The following is a 16,674-nucleotide window of genomic DNA, read 5'->3' on the forward strand; positions in this document are numbered from 1 at the left end:
GGGTTCAGTTCGATAAGGCTCGCGCCTCACCGGCAAATCAAATCGGGTCTGTCAGGGTCAGGCCAGGCTGACCAGTTTCAGGTCGTTGCCACTTGGCTCAGCGTTTGTCTCTGCGCTTTTATCCCCACTTTTCTCGCCAAACCAGGCGAGTCGGTCGCGCAGTGACACCACCTCGCCGATGACGATGAGGGAGGGGCTTGCCGCCCGCTGAGCCAAGCTGGCCAACTCCCCCAGGGTGCCGGTCAACACCTTCTGCCGGGCCTGGGTGCCGCGCTCTATGATGGCGATCGGCGTCTGAGCCTTGCGGCCATGGTCAATCAGCTGCTGCTGAATGTGTTCGGAGCGCATCAGCCCCATGTAAATCACCAGGGTCTGGTTGGTGGCCGCGAGCTGCTGCCAGTCGGGTTCCTGGCCCGCTTTCTGGCAGTGACCGGTGATGAAGACGGCGCTCTGGGCATGGTCGCGGTGAGTGAGCGGTATGCCCGCATAGGCGGTGGCGCCTGCCGCCGCCGTGATGCCGGGCACCACGGAGAAGGGGATCCCCTCGTCTGCCAGCACCTCCAGCTCCTCACCGCCGCGACCAAACATGAAGGGATCGCCACCCTTGAGACGCACCACCCGGTTGCCCGCCTTGGCGTATTGCACCAGCAGGCGATTGGTCTCCTCCTGGGGCACGCTGTGATCCCCTGCCTTCTTGCCCACCGAGATCAGGGTGGCATCACGGCGCACCAGATCCAGGATCTCGGGGGAGACCAGCTGGTCGTAGAGCACCACTTCCGCCTGCTGGATCTGCTGCAAGCCCTTGAGGGTCAGCAAGCCAGGATCGCCGGGGCCAGCACCGACCAGCACCACCTCGCCCAGCTCCCGCTGCGCCTTGTCCAGCCCCTCATTGAGCCAAGCCTCGGCACTTTGCCAATCCTGCTTCTCGATAAACCCCGCCAGGGCATTGGAGGCGAAGGCCCGCTCCCAGAAGCGGCGGCGATCCGAGAGTGACCCAAGCAGCTGCTTGGCGCGCTCACGCACTCGGCCAGAGAGCTCGGCCAAGCCACCCAGATGGCGGGGCAGCAGGCTCTCGAGCCGCTCGCGCAACAGACGCACCAGCACCGGGGCCTTGCCGCCGCTGGAGACGGCCACCATGATGGGAGACCTGTCGATGATGGAGGGGAAGATGAAGCTGGAGCGGGCGGGGTCATCGACCACATTGACGAACAGACCCAGCTCGGTGGCGCTCTCATAGACGAGGCCGTTGACCTCGTTATCGTCGGTGGCGGCCACCACCAGCAGTTGCCCCGCAAGATGGGCGGGCTCAAACCGCACTGGCAGATGGTTGAAACGGCCCGCCAGCTCATCAAATTCAGTGGCGAGGAGAGGGGAAACCAGCGTCACTCTGGCACCCGCGGCCAGCAGCAGGCGCGCCTTGCGCAGGGCAACCTCGCCCCCACCCACCAGCAGTACCGGGCGGCCTTCCAACTTGGCAAACATAGGTAAGTAATCCATCTCGACGCATCCCTCAATACTGCTTAACTCAGGGGACTATAGGCAGGCTTACTTATCCCTCAAAATAATAAAAAATGCTTTTTAAGACGTTTTGGTAATTAAAACGACAGCTGGGCGAGTCAGAATAAACCTAAGCTTGTGGTGTTTCAGGCGAAGGCATAGGCTAGCGCACTGTGTTTCATAAGGAGCTGATAATGAATGAGTCACTGATAGTCCTAGGGATTTTTGTCTTCTTGGTGATAGCGACCCTGGGGGCTGGCATCAAGATAGTGCCCCAAGGCTTCAACTGGACCGTGGAACGCTTCGGCCGTTACACCCGCACCCTCTCCCCCGGCCTCAATCTGCTGATCCCCTATGTGGACCGCGTCGGCCACAAGATCATCATGATGGAACAGGTGCTCGACATCGCCGCCCAGGAGGTGATCTCCCGGGATAACGCCAACGTCACCATAGACGCCATCAGCTTCGTGCAGGTCGTCGATGCCCGTAAGGCGGCCTATGAGGTCAACGATCTCACCAGCGCCATCCGCAATCTCACCATGACCAATATGCGGACCGTGCTCGGTGCCATGGAGCTGGACGAGATGCTCTCCCAGCGCGACACCATCAACGAGAAGCTGCTGCGCACCATGGATGCCGCCACCGCCCCCTGGGGCATCAAGGTGACCCGGATAGAGATCAAGGATGTGCGTCCCCCCATGGCACTGGTCGAAGCCATGAATGCCCAGATGAAGGCAGAACGCCAGAAACGGGCCGAGGTGCTTGAAGCCGAAGGGGTGCGCCAGTCCAAGATATTGAAGGCCGAGGGGGAGAAGCAGTCCCAGATCCTCAAGGCCGAGGGGGAACGCCAGGCCGCCTTCCTCGCCGCCGAGGCGCGGGAACGGGCCGCCGAGGCCGAAGCCAAGGCAACCCAGATGGTCTCCCGGGCTATCGCCGAGGGGGACATGCAGGCGGTCAACTACTTCGTCGCCCAGAAATATACCGAGGCTCTGGCCCGGATCGGTGAAGGCCCCAACAGCAAGATCATCATGATGCCGCTGGAAGCGGGCAGCCTGATAGGCTCGATAGCCGGCATGACAGAGCTGTTCAACAAGGGCGAGAAAAAATGACCGAACTGCTGGCAGGCCTGACCCATTGGCACTGGCTGGGGCTTGGCTTCGCGCTGCTCGCCATCGAGGTGCTGGGTTCGGTCGGCTTCCTGCTCTGGACAGGCATAGCCGCGCTTGAGGTGGGGATCTTGCTGCTGCTCTGGCCCTTTGGCTGGCAATGGCAACTGCTGCTGTTCGCCCTGCAATCCCTGATCACCACCTGGGCCTGGTGGCGCTGGCAGCACAAGCGCGACCGCTCGAGCCGCGATGCGGCCGCCCCCATCAACGAACGGATGCAGAGCTACATGGGGCGGGAGCTGACGCTGCTCGATGATGTCAGCCAGGGGATGAGCCGGGTGCATCTGGATGACACCGTCTGGACGGTGCGCTGCGCCAGCAACCTGGCCGCGGGTAGCCGGGTCAAGGTGGTGGGCACAGACTCCCACATCTTGCTGGTCGAGCCCCTGCCCTGATCGCCGGGATCAATGACAAGACAATAAAAAGGGCTCCACGGAGCCCTTTGTCATGCTGACTGCTGAGCCAGTGGCCAGTGGCGACAGCGCTAGAGGCTGCCACCTTCGAGCGCGGCCTTGAGCAGATCCTTCCAGCTCAGCACCCCGACCAGTTGCCCCTGATCCAGCACCGGCAGGCAGGAGACCTTCTTGTCCAGCATCAGCCGGGCCGCATAGGCCAGGGTCTGGTGGGAGGAGACAGTGACCGGATCCCGGGTCATGATCTGGTGGGCGCGGCGATTGAGGGTCTCGGTATCGCGGCTCTGCTCGGCGGCAGAGTCCAGATAGGGGCTCAGTGCCTGAAGCAGATCCCGATCAGAGATGATGCCGATTATCTGCCCCTCTTCGATGACCAGCAAATGGCGAAAATTGGCCTGCTCGAAGATCTCCTTGATGACGCTCAGGCGGTCGTCCATCTCAACGGTCACGACCCGGGTCGTCATTATGGTTTCAACCTGCATGGCAGACTCCTTATCCTGGGCCGGGATACCTGTCCCGACAGCGGGGCCAGGGGCAAGGCTGCCCAGGCTCCCCTTTTATGACATCTTTATCGGCTGCGCACCAGTCGGCTCAAGTGCAAATCCCCCTCATTTCACGTAACATCCCGTCAGTTTTATCCCGGTTCCCGCACGCGCAGATCCCTGTCATGGTAATATCTGCACCGGTTTTATTCTTCATTCTCGAGCAAGCAGATCCCACCCATGATAGTTGCCAGTCAAATCGAACTGATCCGCGGCGGCCGCAAGCTGCTGGACAACGCCTCCGCCACCATACATCCGGGCCACAAAGTGGGCCTGGTGGGCAAGAACGGCTGTGGCAAATCCACCTTCTTCGCCCTGATCCGCGGTGAACTCACCATAGACAGCGGCAGCTTCTCGCTGCCGGTCGGCTGGCAGATAGCCGGTGTCGCCCAGGAGACCCCGGCGCTGGATTGCTCGGCCCTCGACTATGTGATCGACGGCGACAAAGAGTTTCGCGCCCTCGAAGCCCAGCTCGCCAAGGCCGAGCAGGATGACGACGGTCTGCTGGTGGCCGAGCTGCACGGCAGGCTCGACACCATAGGCGCCTACAGCATCCGCGCCCGCGCCGCCGAGTTGCTGCACGGCCTGGGCTTTAGCGATGAACAGCTCGGCTCGCCGGTGCGCAGCTTCTCCGGTGGCTGGCGCATGCGCCTGAACCTCGCCCAGGCCCTGCTGTGCCGCTCGGATCTGCTCTTGCTCGATGAACCGACCAACCACCTGGACTTGGATGCCGTCATCTGGCTGGAGAAGTGGCTCAAGGGCTATCAGGGCACACTCGTCCTCATTTCCCACGACCGGGATTTTCTCGATTCGGTCATCAATCGCATCATCCACATCGAGAATGGTCGCCTGAACGAATACACCGGCGGCTACTCCGACTTCGAGTTGCAGCGCGCCGAGCAGCTGGCCCAGCAGCAGTCCATGTATGAGAAGCAGCAGCGGGAGATGTCCCACATGCAGGAGTATGTGGACAGATTCCGCTACAAGGCCTCCAAGGCCCGCCAGGCCCAGAGTCGCCTCAAGGCCATGGAACGGATGGAGAAGATCCTGCCTGCCCACGCCGATTCCGAATTCAGCTTCGAATTTCGCGAGCCCTCGGCCCTGCCGACTCCGCTCATCGTCATGGAGAACCTCAGCGCCGGTTATGGCGACAAGGTGATCCTGGAGAAGATCAAACTCAACCTGGTACCCGGCTCGCGCATCGGCCTGCTGGGGCGCAACGGCGCCGGTAAGTCGACCTTCATCAAGATGCTGTCGGGCTCCAATCCGCCGCTATCCGGCAAGCTCGAAGTGAGTGCCGGGGTCAGCATCGGCTACTTCGCCCAGCATCAGCTCGAGACCCTGCGTCTGGACGACACCCCTCTCGATCACCTGGTTCGCCTCGCCCCGGACAAGACAGAGCAGGAGCTGCGCAACTATCTGGGCAGCTTCGGCTTCCATGGCGACAAGGCCCTGGACAAGGTGGCCCCCTTCTCCGGTGGCGAGAAGGCCCGACTGGTGCTGGCCCTGGTCACCTGGCAAAAGCCGAACCTGCTGCTGCTAGATGAACCGACCAACCACCTGGACTTGGAGATGCGCCACGCCCTGACCATGGCGCTGCAAGGCTTCGAAGGCGCCATGGTGGTGGTCTCCCACGACCGTCACCTGCTGCGTACCACCACCGATGACTTCTATCTGGTGCACGGCGGCCGGGTCGAAGCGTTCGACGGCGATCTGGACGACTATCACAAGTGGCTCGGCGAGCAGGAGAAAGAGGCCAATGCCAAGCCCGGCGATGGGGTGGTGACCGCCAACTCGGCCCTGGGTCGCAAGGATCAGAAACGGCGTGAGGCGGAGTTCCGGCAAGCGACCCGCCCCCTGCGCCAGAAGCTGGAAAAGCTCGAGGCGAGCATGGAGAAACTGCAGAACAAGCTGGCCGCCGTGGAGGAGCAACTCGCCGATCCCGCCATCTACGAAGAGAGTGCCAAGGCACAGCTCTCCGAGCTGCTCAAATCCCAGGGCCCCATCAAGGAGGAGCTGGAAGAGGTGGAGATGGCCTGGATGGCGCTCAGCGAAGAGCTGGAAACCATGGAGTCAGCCTTCTTTGAGCAATGATCTGATGAGCGACGGCTGCGGCCTGCCCAGTCCGCTGCGCTTCTGGCACTGGAGCGGCAAGGTCTATGGCCAGCGCAGCCAGGACTGGCTCACCGTGCAGAACCAGGGGGGCAACGTCAACCTGGCCCTGCTGCTGCACTGGCTGGATCTTGCCGAGCTCAGCGTGGATCTCACCGAGCTGCAACCGGCGCTGATGCAGACCGAGGCCGTGCTCGCCCCCTGGCGCGCCCTGCGCCAAAGCGCCAAGGCGCGGCTGGATGAGGATGAGTATCAGGCCATGCTGGCCCATGAACTGGAGCTGGAACAGTTGCAGCAGGGTGTGCTGCTGCAATGCCTGCGCGCCTCGCCCCCACGCCGGGAGCCTGGCCACAATTTGATGAACTACCTGACTTTATTGGGCGCCGAACAGGGGCCATTGAGAGATCTAATATGCTGAGCTATCGCCACGCCTTCCACGCAGGCAATCATGCCGACGTCCTTAAACATGCCGTACAGGCCCTGATCATCGAGTCTCTCAAGAAGAAGGACAAACCCTTCATCGTGCTCGATACCCATGCCGGTGGTGGCCTGTACGATCTGCGCGGCGACTGGTCCCAGAAGAAGGCCGAGTATGCCGACGGCATAGGGCGGCTGTGGGAAGAGCGAAGCGACTGGGCGGCCATGGCCCCCTATCTTGGCGTCATCGAAGAGATGAACCCCGCTCAAGAAGGAAACAGCTCTGAGCTGCACTACTATCCGGGCTCTCCCGAGCTGTCGCGCCGCCTTATCCGCGAGCAGGACAAGCTGGCCCTGATGGAGCTGCACAACAACGAGGTGGAGGATCTTCGCGCCAACATGGGCTATGACCCTCGCGTCGCCGTCCATCATCGCGATGGTTTCGAGGGACTGGTCGCCCTGCTGCCACCGACTCCGCGCCGAGGACTGGTGCTGATCGATCCCCCCTATGAATTGAAAGAAGACTACTTCGCCGTGGTCGATACCCTGAAAAAGGCCCAGAAGCGCTGGGCCACCGGCATCTATGCCCTCTGGTATCCCATCCTGGGTCAGGAGGCAGACAAGTCCCGCGACATGCTCAGGGCCATCAAACGGGAGAACTTCGGTAACGTCCTGGTCGCCGAGCTGGAAGTGGCCGGTCAAACCAGCGACTGGGGCATGAATGGCTCAGGCATGCTGATCGTCAGCCCCCCCTGGATGCTGGCCGAGCAGATAGAAGCCTTCTTGAAACCCTTGTGCGCCAAGCTGGCCCAGGGCGCTGGCGCCCAGTACAAGGTGGAGTGGCTCAACAAGGCTGAGGATTGAGCCTCTCACCGACCGCAAGCATGACAAAGCCCCGAAAGGGGCTTTTCTCTGTCTGCCGTTGCCGGGGTGGCGCACCTCTCGCATTAGGCCCTGACGGGCATATCTCGCCAGAGCGCCAAAATGAGCAGCGCCAGCAGGGCGAAGGGTGGTGCAAGGCAGAGCAGCACGCACAGGAAGGTGATAAGCACAGGATGCCGACTCTTGCGCCGCGCCAGTCGCCAGGCAACGACGCCGACGATGATCATCAGCAGCAAGATGAACAGCACATAAATGTTGGCATTGATGGTCATGAAAGCTCCTTTTTCATGGCAAAAGCACACTCTATCGTCGCCATAGATCCAGTCAACGCCCCAATCTGGTGGCCTCGGTCGATAGGTTTTTTCTATTCAGCCAATAGATGAGAATAGTTTTCATTTGATGTCATTCCGGGTGATACTGCACTCATCGCCAGAGGAGACACCATCATGAAAAAAACCATCAGCTTTGCCATCCTGCACTTCGGTGTCGCCTTCACCGTGGCTTACCTGCTGACCGGTGAGCTGCTCACCGCCAGTCTGATCGCCCTGATCGAGCCTGCCGTCAACACGGTCGCCTTCTACTTCCACGATCTGGCCTGGAACAAATTCAAACCGGGCCACAGCCTGAATGCCAAGACCAGCAGCTTCGCATTGGTGCACTTCTCGGTGGCCTTCGCCGTCGCCTACCTGCTGAGCGGCGAGCTGCTCACCGGCGGCGTGATGGCACTGATCGAACCTGCCATCAACACCGTGGTCTTCTTCTTCCACGAGCGGCTGTGGCGCGCCCGCCAGCAACTGGCACTGGCGTAAGGGAGGGCGACCAGCCCTTCCCCCTCACGAGCGGCTATAGCTGCCGCCAACCCCTGCTGCTGGCTAAAGGAGGTCAGCAAAACCGCCCCATGAGCCCAATGAGGGGGCATAGCCCCCTCTCACAGACTCGCTACGCCGACACATCCCTTGCCATAGCGACTCATTCTTTGATCCCGCCCAGAAATCCATCACCCTGCCCTTCCCCTCAGCGCCATACCCGCTAACATATCCGATTGGCAACATACGCCTCGTTGGAGTCACCCATGAGCCACGCCATCCCTCAAGCGCAGCCAAATAGCAGCACACTGGAAGCTGAAATCCAGTGCGGTAGCCATACCGGCGCTTACCATGGCCAAGGTCACACTGATTTTCTATACAGTCGTAATGGTTGTGCAAAAAGAAGAGGTCAAGGGAACACAGTCGGCTTCAGAGGATGGAAGGTAAGCCATTGATTTTAAATGTTATTTATAGAGCCCTGAATCAGGGTGAAGCGGAGTTAGATAGACGGCAGTATTAATGTGTTAGTACCGCCTTCTATCTAATCACTGTTATATGCCCAAGCCATAGGGCTACAAAATCATTGATCAAGGAAAAGGAAGCATAGATTGAAAGTTAAGATTACAGACAAGTCCGTACGTCAGGAGTTCTTGAAAATGATGTCGATAATATCGGCCACTTTCTCGATAGCTTTCATTTTTATTGATGTTTCCGATAAGTATAAAAATTGTGCCGGTTTGTCAGTTGTACTTTTCTTTGCTGGTTTGTACTTTTCTCTGTGGTGGAGATACAACAATCTCAGACACCTGAATCTTTCGATTGATGGAAGCAAAGTATCAGTAATGACAGGAGACTTGTTCAGTCAGCCCGGCATTAAAGTGATAGCATTTAATGAATATTTCGATACTCAAGTGGACGATAAGATTATCTCCAAGAACTCACTGAATGGAATATACATTAATGAGCACTCTAATTTATCAGTGGCTGAGCTAGATAACATTATCGAAGATTATCCATTTGAGGATAGCGAGCTAATAGATGGAGATGTTAAACGCACGGGAAAGTCAAAAAAATACAAACTAGGAACTGTTTGTCTTATAGATGACTATCTATTGGCTGCATTTTCGAAGTTTGATAGCCAGAATAAAGCGGTTCTTAGCATGCCTGAGTATCTAGAATTCTTAATAAATTTTTGGGATAGCGTTAACCGAGTTTATTCTCAGAAAAGTGTTTCTGTTCCAATATTTGGGTCTGGCATAACTCGAATTAAAGAACACAAAAATATCAGTGATGAGGAATTGCTCAAGATAATGCTTTGGACATTTCGAGTGAGTGAAATGAAATTCAAATATCCAGCGAAATTAAACATAGTCATTCACAATGATAAAATTGCTTCTATAAATCTATTGGATATTAAAGCCATAGAAAATGGAATTTGAGTCACAGCTAATGTATAAATTTATATCGCTTGGGGAATAGCATGGCAAACAGAACCGGAACCTATATCGCTTTTGACGGACTAGGAAAGACAAACCCTACTGAGTCTGATTTTAAGTATTACGCAACAATGCAAGCATGGAGCGCAGGAAAAAACATAGACTTCAAGTTTGTAAATAGCCATGACAAAACTGCAGCCGTAAGAGATACAAGTCTTCGGAGTACATTGGAATTAAGAATCAGAGAACGGTTGGCTGCATCAAAAAACTGCATTGTAATATTAAGCGATGACACCAGAAAGACGGGCAGCATGTTGTCATACGAAATCGAAAAGGCTGTTGATTTGTATGAGATACCATTGATTTGCGTGTATGTTGGATATAATACAATCAATGCACCGAAAAAACTGTCTAACAGATGGCCAGATTCCTTGACAGCCAGAATTAACAACGGAACGGCAAATGCCATCCACGTGGCATTTAAGAAAGAAATACTCTTAACAGCAATCAATCAATTCTCAGTAAATGGTGACTCTCCGGGTGGTTCATTAGTAACTTATACAAAAGAAGCACAAGAAATAATGAACTCCAAATAAATTACGCTATAAGGCATACAACAAGCGCATGTTGTCGGACTGGTTTTCCGCTGCGCTCCAAACCAGCCGCAAATGCGGGCGTTACACGGCATAATCAACTCAGTGCAAACTTTATGGATCATTATTCAGGAAAACCGACAGCATATTTAGATCAGAATATTCTTGATGTTCTTAGGAAGCATAATCCAAAAGACTTCAAGGATGAACTGCTCGAAAAATATCAAATTGTATACTCTGATGAAACTTTGAAAGAGATTAAGCGGTCTGGTCAAAACCACGAAGAATTCTTAAAAATATTACAAGAATTAAAGGCATATCAATTAAAAGTTCGTATGAATGAGAATTTTACACCTCGTGGTGACGCAACAATAACTGTTCGCAATCCCTTTGATGCGTACACAGAATATTGTGAAAATCTAGCACTTGTATATAAAAATATGCAGGAAGCGACAGCGAGTTCATTGTTAAAATTTTACGGAGGAAATGTTGGCCATAGTTTTGATGATATAAATAATTTACAGTCCGAGTCCTTTAAAGAACTCCTGAAATATATTTCAGAGCAAACCAAAGAATTTGAAGAAATGTTTCCTGATCTAGCTGAAGGTATAAAGCAATCATTGGGAAATATGCAGCAGTCTTTTGATCATGCATTAAACCAGTCTGCACTTGAGATGAAAAAACATGTGGAGAACGATAGAAACTGGTCTGGAGTAAAAGAATATAGAGATGCCACTGGCATTGGGCCAGTTCAGTTGAATAATATCAAGCCTCCTAAAATAATTGAAAAAATATGGGAGCTCCATAAAAACTCAGAACTATATAAAGGGTTCAGTATTGAACAGTTTCTGGGGATATCTAAGCATCCAATATATAATTTCAGAGAAATGCATTTGTTTGAGAAAGTTACATCAGCTTATAATGTGCTAAATGTAGTTGGTTACTATCCAGACTCAAAAATGAAAGATAAACAATGCTTTACTGCCGCAATGAGTGATGCTGGACATGCTTCAATGGCTTCTTTTTGTGATATTGTCTTATCTGCTGATAGTGCATTCATCAATAAAACTAGAGCTGTTTACGAGTTCCTAAACTCAAGAACTCAGGTCATTTCTGTAAAGGTCAATATCGTAAATGCCGTGTAACAAGCCCATCCAAGCGACCGCCTTCGGCGGCGCTTGATGGGGGCGTTAGGCTTCTTACTATCACGAGTATAAGTTCGCACCATGAAGATATTTAAAGACGACAAAAACCTGGGACACCCACCATCTCGATAGCAAGCTTGCCTAGCAAAGTGGCTGTCCCCTATCACTATGGAGTGATGCAGAAGGCTCTATTATCGGATTGGTACCGCCTTCCGCCTAGTCACTGTTATTCACTTAGATGTCCAAGTTTCTTGATTAGGAAAATCAGTGAAAAAAGAAATATTAGAAGCATTAGAGTGCTCAATGGGAAGAATCGATAACCCCTACCCCATAAACAAGGAAGTTGATTTTCAGTCTGTATTATTTGGTGAACTTTACAAAGCTTTACCAGAGGCAATTATTCGCTTTGAACACATTTTGCAGCACGATTATCAATCATATCGTTTGCGAGGTCGTTCGACTGAAAATCGTAAAAGCAGGGTTGACTTGCATATCCAAACCTCATCAAAATTAATTATTATAGAGTTAAAGTATTTCAAAGGTGCAAGCAAGGAGGATCGTACAGACATGCTGGCTGATCTAGCAAAGGTGGAGCGAATTGTTGAATCAGATGAGGCCGATGAAGGTTTCTGTATCCAATTAGTCAAAGAAGGTGTTATAGAGCGCTTACCTAAAGGGAAGATTGAAGCGAAGTTATATAAAAAAGAGATTGGCCGCTGGGATTATTATTTTGAAATTAAAGGGCAGTATGAAATCACCCCTGAATTACACGCTAATGGTCGTTCTTTAATTGTTCATCATGTCAAATCAACATCAGAGACACCCACCATCTCGATAGCGGACTAGCCAGGCAAGGTGGGTATCCTCTAGTCAGTCAACGAGCGCCAGCTGGTGTCACATACTGGCCACCTCTACCCCATCGAACAGCCCGCGCTCTTTGTGCAGCATCTGCGGCGCTGATTCCCCCGCGGGGATGCATTCCCCCCTGCCACTGGCCTATAGTGGGCTCCTTTCACATCCCCTTTGCGAGCAGCACCATGTATATCGGCGAATTTGCCCGGCTGGCGGGCACCACTCCCAAGGCAATCCGTCTCTACGAGCAGCTCGGGCTGCTTCCCGAGCCCAGGCGTCGCGGCAAATATCGCGTCTACCGGGCCGAAGATCTGGAGTGGGTCGGCTTTATTCGCCAGGCTCAGCAGCTCGGCTGCAAGCTGAGCGAGCTGGTTCCCTTGCTGGCGGGCCTCACCAGTCTCGCCGAGTTTCCCTGGCAGAAGGTGGAGCAGCTTATCGCGGGCAAGCTGGCGCAGATAGAGGCAGAGATGGCCAGGCTGCGAGGGCAACACCAATCCCTGACCCTGTGCGCCGCGCTGCTGGCGCAGCACCCCTGCCGCTATGGCGCCCCCGGCCAGAGCGAGCCGCTCCCACAGGTTGAGCAAGGGCTTGCAGGACGGGCGCACAAGGTGGCTTGACTCTGTCCCATGGGACAAGGGGTGTAATGGGGGCTCACTTCAAGGAGCCACGCCATGACACCCAAACTGCTTATCATCAACGGCAACCCCAAACCCGACAGTCTCTGCCATGCCTTGGCCCGGGAGTATGCCCGCAGCGCCGAGGAGGGCGGCGCAGAGGTCACCCTGCATCACGTGGGGGAGCTCGCCTTCGAGCCGGATCTGCACCATGGCTATGACGAGGCGCAGCCCCTCGAGCCCGATCTGCTGGCATTGCAACAGAGCCTGAAGCAGGCCCACCATCTGGTGATCGTCGCCCCCCTCTGGTGGGGCCACCTGCCGGCCCGGCTCAAGGGCTTGCTGGACAGAACGCTGCTCTCGGGCTTCGCCTTTCGCTATCAGGAGGGCAAGGTGCACCCGGATCGCCTGCTGGCGGGCAAGACGGCGCGCCTGCTGCTCACCATGGACAGCCCGCTCTGGTACTACCGCTGGTGGCTGGGTTCCCCGGTCGAGCGCACCCTCGACAAGCCCGTGCTGGGGCTGTGCGGCATCAAGCTGACTCATCGCCAGCATCTGGGGCCTGTCCATACCGCCAGCGAGCGGGAGCGACAGCGCTGGTTGGGCCGGGCGGCGGCCGCGGCCCGCCAGGATGCGCAGCGGCTGGCGCGGCGGCGCACATAAGCGCAGACGAAGGCCACGGCAGCCTGCCTGTTGTGGGCCCTGGTGACTAGGGTTGTCGGAAGCGGGGCCCAGAGAGACGGGCAAGGGAGCCTGGGGTAAAAAAGTCCTCGGCGGCCCGGCGCCCTTGTGCTGTAGTAAGTGGGAATCCCCTCTTGCTGGAGCCTTTTCGATGAACAAGATGTTGCTTGGCACCCTCGCCTTGATGCCGCTGCTGGCCAGTGCCGCTACCCCTTCCTTTGACTGCGCCAAGGCCCACGGCACCACCGAGCAGCTTGTCTGCCAGGATGCCGGGCTGGCGGCGCTGGATAACGAACTCGCCGCCCTCTATCCCAAGGCGCTGGCCAAGCTGTCGGCCGAGCAGCAGAAGACCGAGAAGGCGATGCAGCGCGGCTGGATCAAGGGGCGCAACGAGTGCTGGAAAGAGAACGACTCGCGCCAATGCGTGGAGGAGAGCTACCAGTTGCGCATCACAGAGCTGCAGATAAAAGGCGGCCAGCTGATGGTGCCGACGCCGGTTGACTACCAGTGCGACGGCGAGATCCGGCTCTCGACCTACTTCTACAACGAGGCCAAGCGGCCCGCCGTCGTGATCAACCTGAGCGAGGGGGCGCAGCAGTCGCAGGTGCTCGCCTTTGAAGCCCCCAGCGCCAGCGGCGCCCGTTACGAGGGGCAGAATCTCACGCTGCTGACCAAGGGAAACGAAGCCAGGCTGGAGCGCTATGACCAACCCACCCGCCAGTGCCGGCTCAGCGGCCAATAGGCCCGCGCCGCCATGAAAAAGCCCCGCAGTTGCGGGGCTTTTTGTTGGCTGTCACTGAGGTCATTTCACCGGGATGGCATCAGGCATGGGGGCCTGGAACTCCCGCTCGGCCTCATCGAAGCGCTCCACCATGGCCTTGGAGGGCGCCTTGCCCAGCAGACTGAACAGCACGATGGCGATGCTGGCAAAGACGAAGCCCGGGATGATTTCGTACAGACCCAGCCAGCCGAACTGTTTCCAGACGATGACGGTGATGGCACCGACCAGCATGCCCGCCAGGGCACCGTTGCGGGTCATGCGCGCCCAGAGCACGGAGAAGAGCACCAGCGGGCCGAAGGCGGCACCAAAGCCTGCCCAGGCGTAGCTGACCAGCCCCAGCACCCGGTTTTCCGGGTTGCGGGCCACCATGATGGCGATGACGGCGATGAGCAGCACCATGCAACGACCGACCCAGACCAGCTCAGCCTGAGTGGCATTCTTGCGCAGGAAGGGCTTGTAGAGATCTTCGGTGATGGCGCTGGAGCAGACCAGCAGCTGGCAGCTCAGGGTACTCATCACCGCCGCCAGTATGGCGGAGAGCAGGATACCGGCAATCCAGGGGTTGAACAGTATCTTGGAGAGCTCGATGAAGACCCGCTCCGGGTTGGCACTCACTCCGGCTGCCTGCTCGGGGAAGCTGGCGAAGTAGGAGAGGCCGAAGAAGCCGACACCGACCGCGCCGCCGAGGCAGAGCACCATCCAGGTCATGCTGATGCGACGGGCATTGACCATGGTCTGATGGGAACCGGCCGCCATGAAGCGGGCCAGAATGTGGGGCTGACCGAAGTAACCCAGGCCCCAGGCCATGAGGGAAATAATGGCGATCACATCCAGGTTCTTGAACATGTCGAGATGGCTGGCATTGTTGGCCGCGATCTCCACCATGGCGGTATCGACACCGCCCACCGCGATCAGCACGAACACCGGGGTCAGGATCAGGGCGAAGATCATCAGGGTCGCCTGGACGGTATCGGTCCAGCTGACGGCAAGGAAGCCACCGAAGAAGGTGTAGGTGATGGTGGCAGCGGCGCCAATCCAGAGCGCGGTATCGTAATCAATGCCGAAGGTGCTCTCGAACAGGCGGGCACCGGCGACCACACCGGAGGCACAGTAGATGGTGAAGAACAGCAGGATCACCACGGCGGAGAGGATGCGCAGCACCCGGCTCTTGTCTTCGAAGCGGTAGGTGAAGTAGTCAGGCAGGGTCAGGGCGTTGTTGTTCTTCTCGGTGTGGACTCGCAAACGGCCCGCTACCAGACGCCAGTTGAAGTAAGCCCCTATGATGAGGCCGATGGCGATCCAGCCCTCGGAGATGCCGCCGAGGTAGACGGCACCCGGCAGCCCCATCAAGAGCCAGCCACTCATGTCGGAGGCGCCGGCGGAGAGCGCGGTCACCCAGCTCCCCATACGACGGCCACCGAGGATGTAGTCATCGAAGTTTTTGGTGGCGCGATAGGCGATAAAACCTATCAGCACCATCCCCAATATGTACACCAAAAAGGTGATTAACATAGGTGTGCTAGCTGTCATGCAATACTCCCTTGTGTGACTCCGGGGTGCGTTCTATGGACGAACCCTCCTTTAAAAAACGCCCTAGCTTAATCAGCCGATCCTCTCTTCTCAACTGTTTTTAACAAATAAAAAACAGTTGTAAAACGTTTTTCATCTAATTAACTGCCTAATCAGCGGTTTAAAATCCGGATATTGTGCTGATCATCACAACAAAAAGCCCCTGCATTGGCAGGGGCTGGGGTCATAGGGAGCCCCGGCAGCACTGTCTGCCAGGGATCCTGCTTGGCAACGCCTTAGAGGCTGATGGCCTGCGGTATGCCACTACGCTGTTCCAGCGCCTGTTTGACGCGCTGGGAATCGCTGTCGGCATTGGCCAGGAAGCGGGTAATCGTCGGGGTCATCGGCAAGGGTACCGGTGCCTTGGACGCCATCTCTTCCTCGGTGCGTGACAGGGGCTGATGCACTTCCAGATAGCGGGTGCCATCGGGCTCGACACTGGCCTTGACCGGCTGGTTGACGAACTGGACCCGCGTGCCGACCGGGATCTTCTTGAACAGATACTCGATGTCGTCATTGCGCAGTCGCACGCAGCCGTGGCTGACCCGCAGCCCTATGCCGAAGTTGGCATTGGTGCCATGAATGGCATAGAGGTTGCCGATATAGAGTGCGTAGAGTCCCATGGGGTTGTCCGGGCCAGCTGGCCAGACCGCAGGCAGGGTTTCACCCCGCTCGGCATACTCCTTGTGCACCTTGGCGGTGGGAGTCCAGGTCGGATTGGCCCGCTTGCGCTGTATGCTGGTCACCCAGTTTTCCGGGGTATCGGTGCCGAGCTGGCCGATGCCGATCGGCAGCACTTCCACCACCTTCTGGCCTTTGGGGTAGTAGTAGAGACGCATCTCGGCCACGTTGATGACGATCCCCTCGCGGGGCGCATCGGGCAGGATCAGCTGATGGGGAATGGTCAGTGTGCTGCCCGGCAGTGGCAGGAAGGGATCCACACCGGGGTTGGCTTCCATCAGGTTGGTCAGGCCAAGCTGATACTTGGCGGCGATGTCTTCCAGGGTTCCCTTGCCTTCTGGCACCACATATTGCTCATTCTCACCGACCAGACGGCTGTTGGCCGCCGGCAGCGGGTACTCGAGGGCCCAGGCCGGCAGGCTGGTCACGGCCAGGCCAAGCAGCAGGCTGGTCAGGGTAAAGCGAAGGCTGTTCATAATTGTCCTGT

Annotated in this window: 18 protein-coding genes; 13 read left to right on the plus strand and 5 right to left on the minus strand. The window is 56.5% G+C overall.

Annotated elements, in window-relative coordinates; genetic code table 11:
- Positions 1-57: 57 nt before the first annotated feature.
- Positions 58-1,497, minus strand: a complete 1,440-nt coding sequence (gene cysG / locus M2366_RS17380) for a siroheme synthase CysG (protein WP_259270269.1) — start codon at positions 1,495-1,497, stop codon at positions 58-60.
- A gap of 194 nt (positions 1,498-1,691) precedes the next feature.
- Here cysG and M2366_RS17385 point away from each other — a divergent pair, with 194 nt between their 5' ends.
- Positions 1,692-2,606: an SPFH domain-containing protein gene (locus tag M2366_RS17385; RefSeq protein ID WP_259270270.1), complete on the plus strand. Its 915-nt coding sequence runs from the start codon at positions 1,692-1,694 to the stop codon at positions 2,604-2,606.
- Complete coding sequence (locus M2366_RS17390; RefSeq protein ID WP_259270271.1) at positions 2,603-3,058, plus strand: NfeD family protein; 456 nt, start codon at positions 2,603-2,605, stop codon at positions 3,056-3,058. Before M2366_RS17385 ends, M2366_RS17390 begins: the two co-directional genes overlap by 4 nt.
- 89 nt (positions 3,059-3,147) lie before the next feature.
- Here the strand turns inward: M2366_RS17390 and M2366_RS17395 are convergent, their stop codons facing one another.
- A complete protein-coding gene (locus M2366_RS17395; RefSeq protein WP_259270272.1) occupies positions 3,148-3,558 on the minus strand; it encodes a CBS domain-containing protein in 411 nt (136 codons plus the stop codon).
- 240 nt (positions 3,559-3,798) lie between these two features.
- Between M2366_RS17395 and M2366_RS17400 the strand changes: the two genes are divergently transcribed.
- From M2366_RS17400 to M2366_RS17410, 3 genes are read left to right on the plus strand one after another with little or no spacing between them, the layout of a single operon-like run.
- The gene (locus M2366_RS17400) at positions 3,799-5,712 is read left to right on the plus strand and encodes an ABC transporter ATP-binding protein (RefSeq protein ID WP_259270273.1); all 1,914 of its coding nucleotides are present in this window, start codon (positions 3,799-3,801) and stop codon (positions 5,710-5,712) included.
- A gap of 4 nt (positions 5,713-5,716) precedes the next feature.
- A complete protein-coding gene (locus M2366_RS17405) occupies positions 5,717-6,148 on the plus strand; it encodes a DUF2390 domain-containing protein (protein WP_259270294.1) in 432 nt (143 codons plus the stop codon).
- Positions 6,142-7,011 carry a 23S rRNA (adenine(2030)-N(6))-methyltransferase RlmJ gene (locus tag M2366_RS17410; RefSeq protein WP_259270274.1) on the plus strand — a complete coding sequence of 290 codons (870 nt, stop codon included), beginning with the start codon at positions 6,142-6,144 and terminating at the stop codon, positions 7,009-7,011. The genes M2366_RS17405 and M2366_RS17410 overlap by 7 nt, the downstream gene beginning before the upstream one ends.
- 83 nt (positions 7,012-7,094) lie before the next feature.
- Here the strand turns inward: M2366_RS17410 and M2366_RS17415 are convergent, their stop codons facing one another.
- On the minus strand, positions 7,095-7,301 hold the full coding sequence (locus tag M2366_RS17415; protein ID WP_224432083.1) for a hypothetical protein: 207 nt from the start codon (positions 7,299-7,301) through the stop codon (positions 7,095-7,097).
- 174 nt (positions 7,302-7,475) lie between these two features.
- Here M2366_RS17415 and M2366_RS17420 point away from each other — a divergent pair, with 174 nt between their 5' ends.
- The 8 genes from M2366_RS17420 (at position 7,476) to M2366_RS17455 (ending at position 13,898) form a co-directional block, all read left to right on the plus strand.
- Positions 7,476-7,838, plus strand: coding sequence for a DUF2061 domain-containing protein (locus tag M2366_RS17420; protein ID WP_042041126.1), 363 nt, complete (start codon positions 7,476-7,478; stop codon positions 7,836-7,838).
- Between the two features lie 605 nt (positions 7,839-8,443).
- Positions 8,444-9,274, plus strand: coding sequence for a macro domain-containing protein (locus M2366_RS17425; protein ID WP_259270275.1), 831 nt, complete (start codon positions 8,444-8,446; stop codon positions 9,272-9,274).
- A gap of 41 nt (positions 9,275-9,315) precedes the next feature.
- Positions 9,316-9,867: a TIR domain-containing protein gene (locus M2366_RS17430; protein WP_259270276.1), complete on the plus strand. Its 552-nt coding sequence runs from the start codon at positions 9,316-9,318 to the stop codon at positions 9,865-9,867.
- 113 nt (positions 9,868-9,980) lie between these two features.
- A complete protein-coding gene (locus M2366_RS17435) occupies positions 9,981-11,009 on the plus strand; it encodes a hypothetical protein (RefSeq protein ID WP_259270277.1) in 1,029 nt (342 codons plus the stop codon).
- A gap of 267 nt (positions 11,010-11,276) precedes the next feature.
- Entirely contained in the window at positions 11,277-11,855 is a 579-nt protein-coding gene (locus tag M2366_RS17440) for a hypothetical protein (RefSeq protein ID WP_259270278.1), read from the plus strand.
- A gap of 191 nt (positions 11,856-12,046) precedes the next feature.
- Positions 12,047-12,478, plus strand: a complete 432-nt coding sequence (locus M2366_RS17445) for a MerR family transcriptional regulator (RefSeq protein WP_259270279.1) — start codon at positions 12,047-12,049, stop codon at positions 12,476-12,478.
- A gap of 54 nt (positions 12,479-12,532) precedes the next feature.
- Positions 12,533-13,138 carry an NAD(P)H-dependent oxidoreductase gene (locus tag M2366_RS17450; protein WP_042041133.1) on the plus strand — a complete coding sequence of 202 codons (606 nt, stop codon included), beginning with the start codon at positions 12,533-12,535 and terminating at the stop codon, positions 13,136-13,138.
- A gap of 169 nt (positions 13,139-13,307) precedes the next feature.
- Complete coding sequence (locus M2366_RS17455) at positions 13,308-13,898, plus strand: MliC family protein (RefSeq protein ID WP_259270280.1); 591 nt, start codon at positions 13,308-13,310, stop codon at positions 13,896-13,898.
- Between the two features lie 60 nt (positions 13,899-13,958).
- Here M2366_RS17455 and putP read toward each other — a convergent pair whose 3' ends face one another.
- Together putP and M2366_RS17465 are read right to left on the minus strand one after the other, a co-directional pair.
- Positions 13,959-15,467, minus strand: a complete 1,509-nt coding sequence (gene putP / locus M2366_RS17460; protein ID WP_042041135.1) for a sodium/proline symporter PutP — start codon at positions 15,465-15,467, stop codon at positions 13,959-13,961.
- A 275-nt stretch (positions 15,468-15,742) separates the two neighbouring features.
- Entirely contained in the window at positions 15,743-16,663 is a 921-nt protein-coding gene (locus M2366_RS17465; RefSeq protein ID WP_259270281.1) for a L,D-transpeptidase family protein, read from the minus strand.
- Positions 16,664-16,674: the final 11 nt, after the last annotated feature.

Origin of the sequence: Aeromonas sp. BIGb0405 (assembly GCF_024807335.1) — a bacterium.
GTDB lineage: Bacteria > Pseudomonadota > Gammaproteobacteria > Enterobacterales > Aeromonadaceae > Aeromonas > Aeromonas rivuli.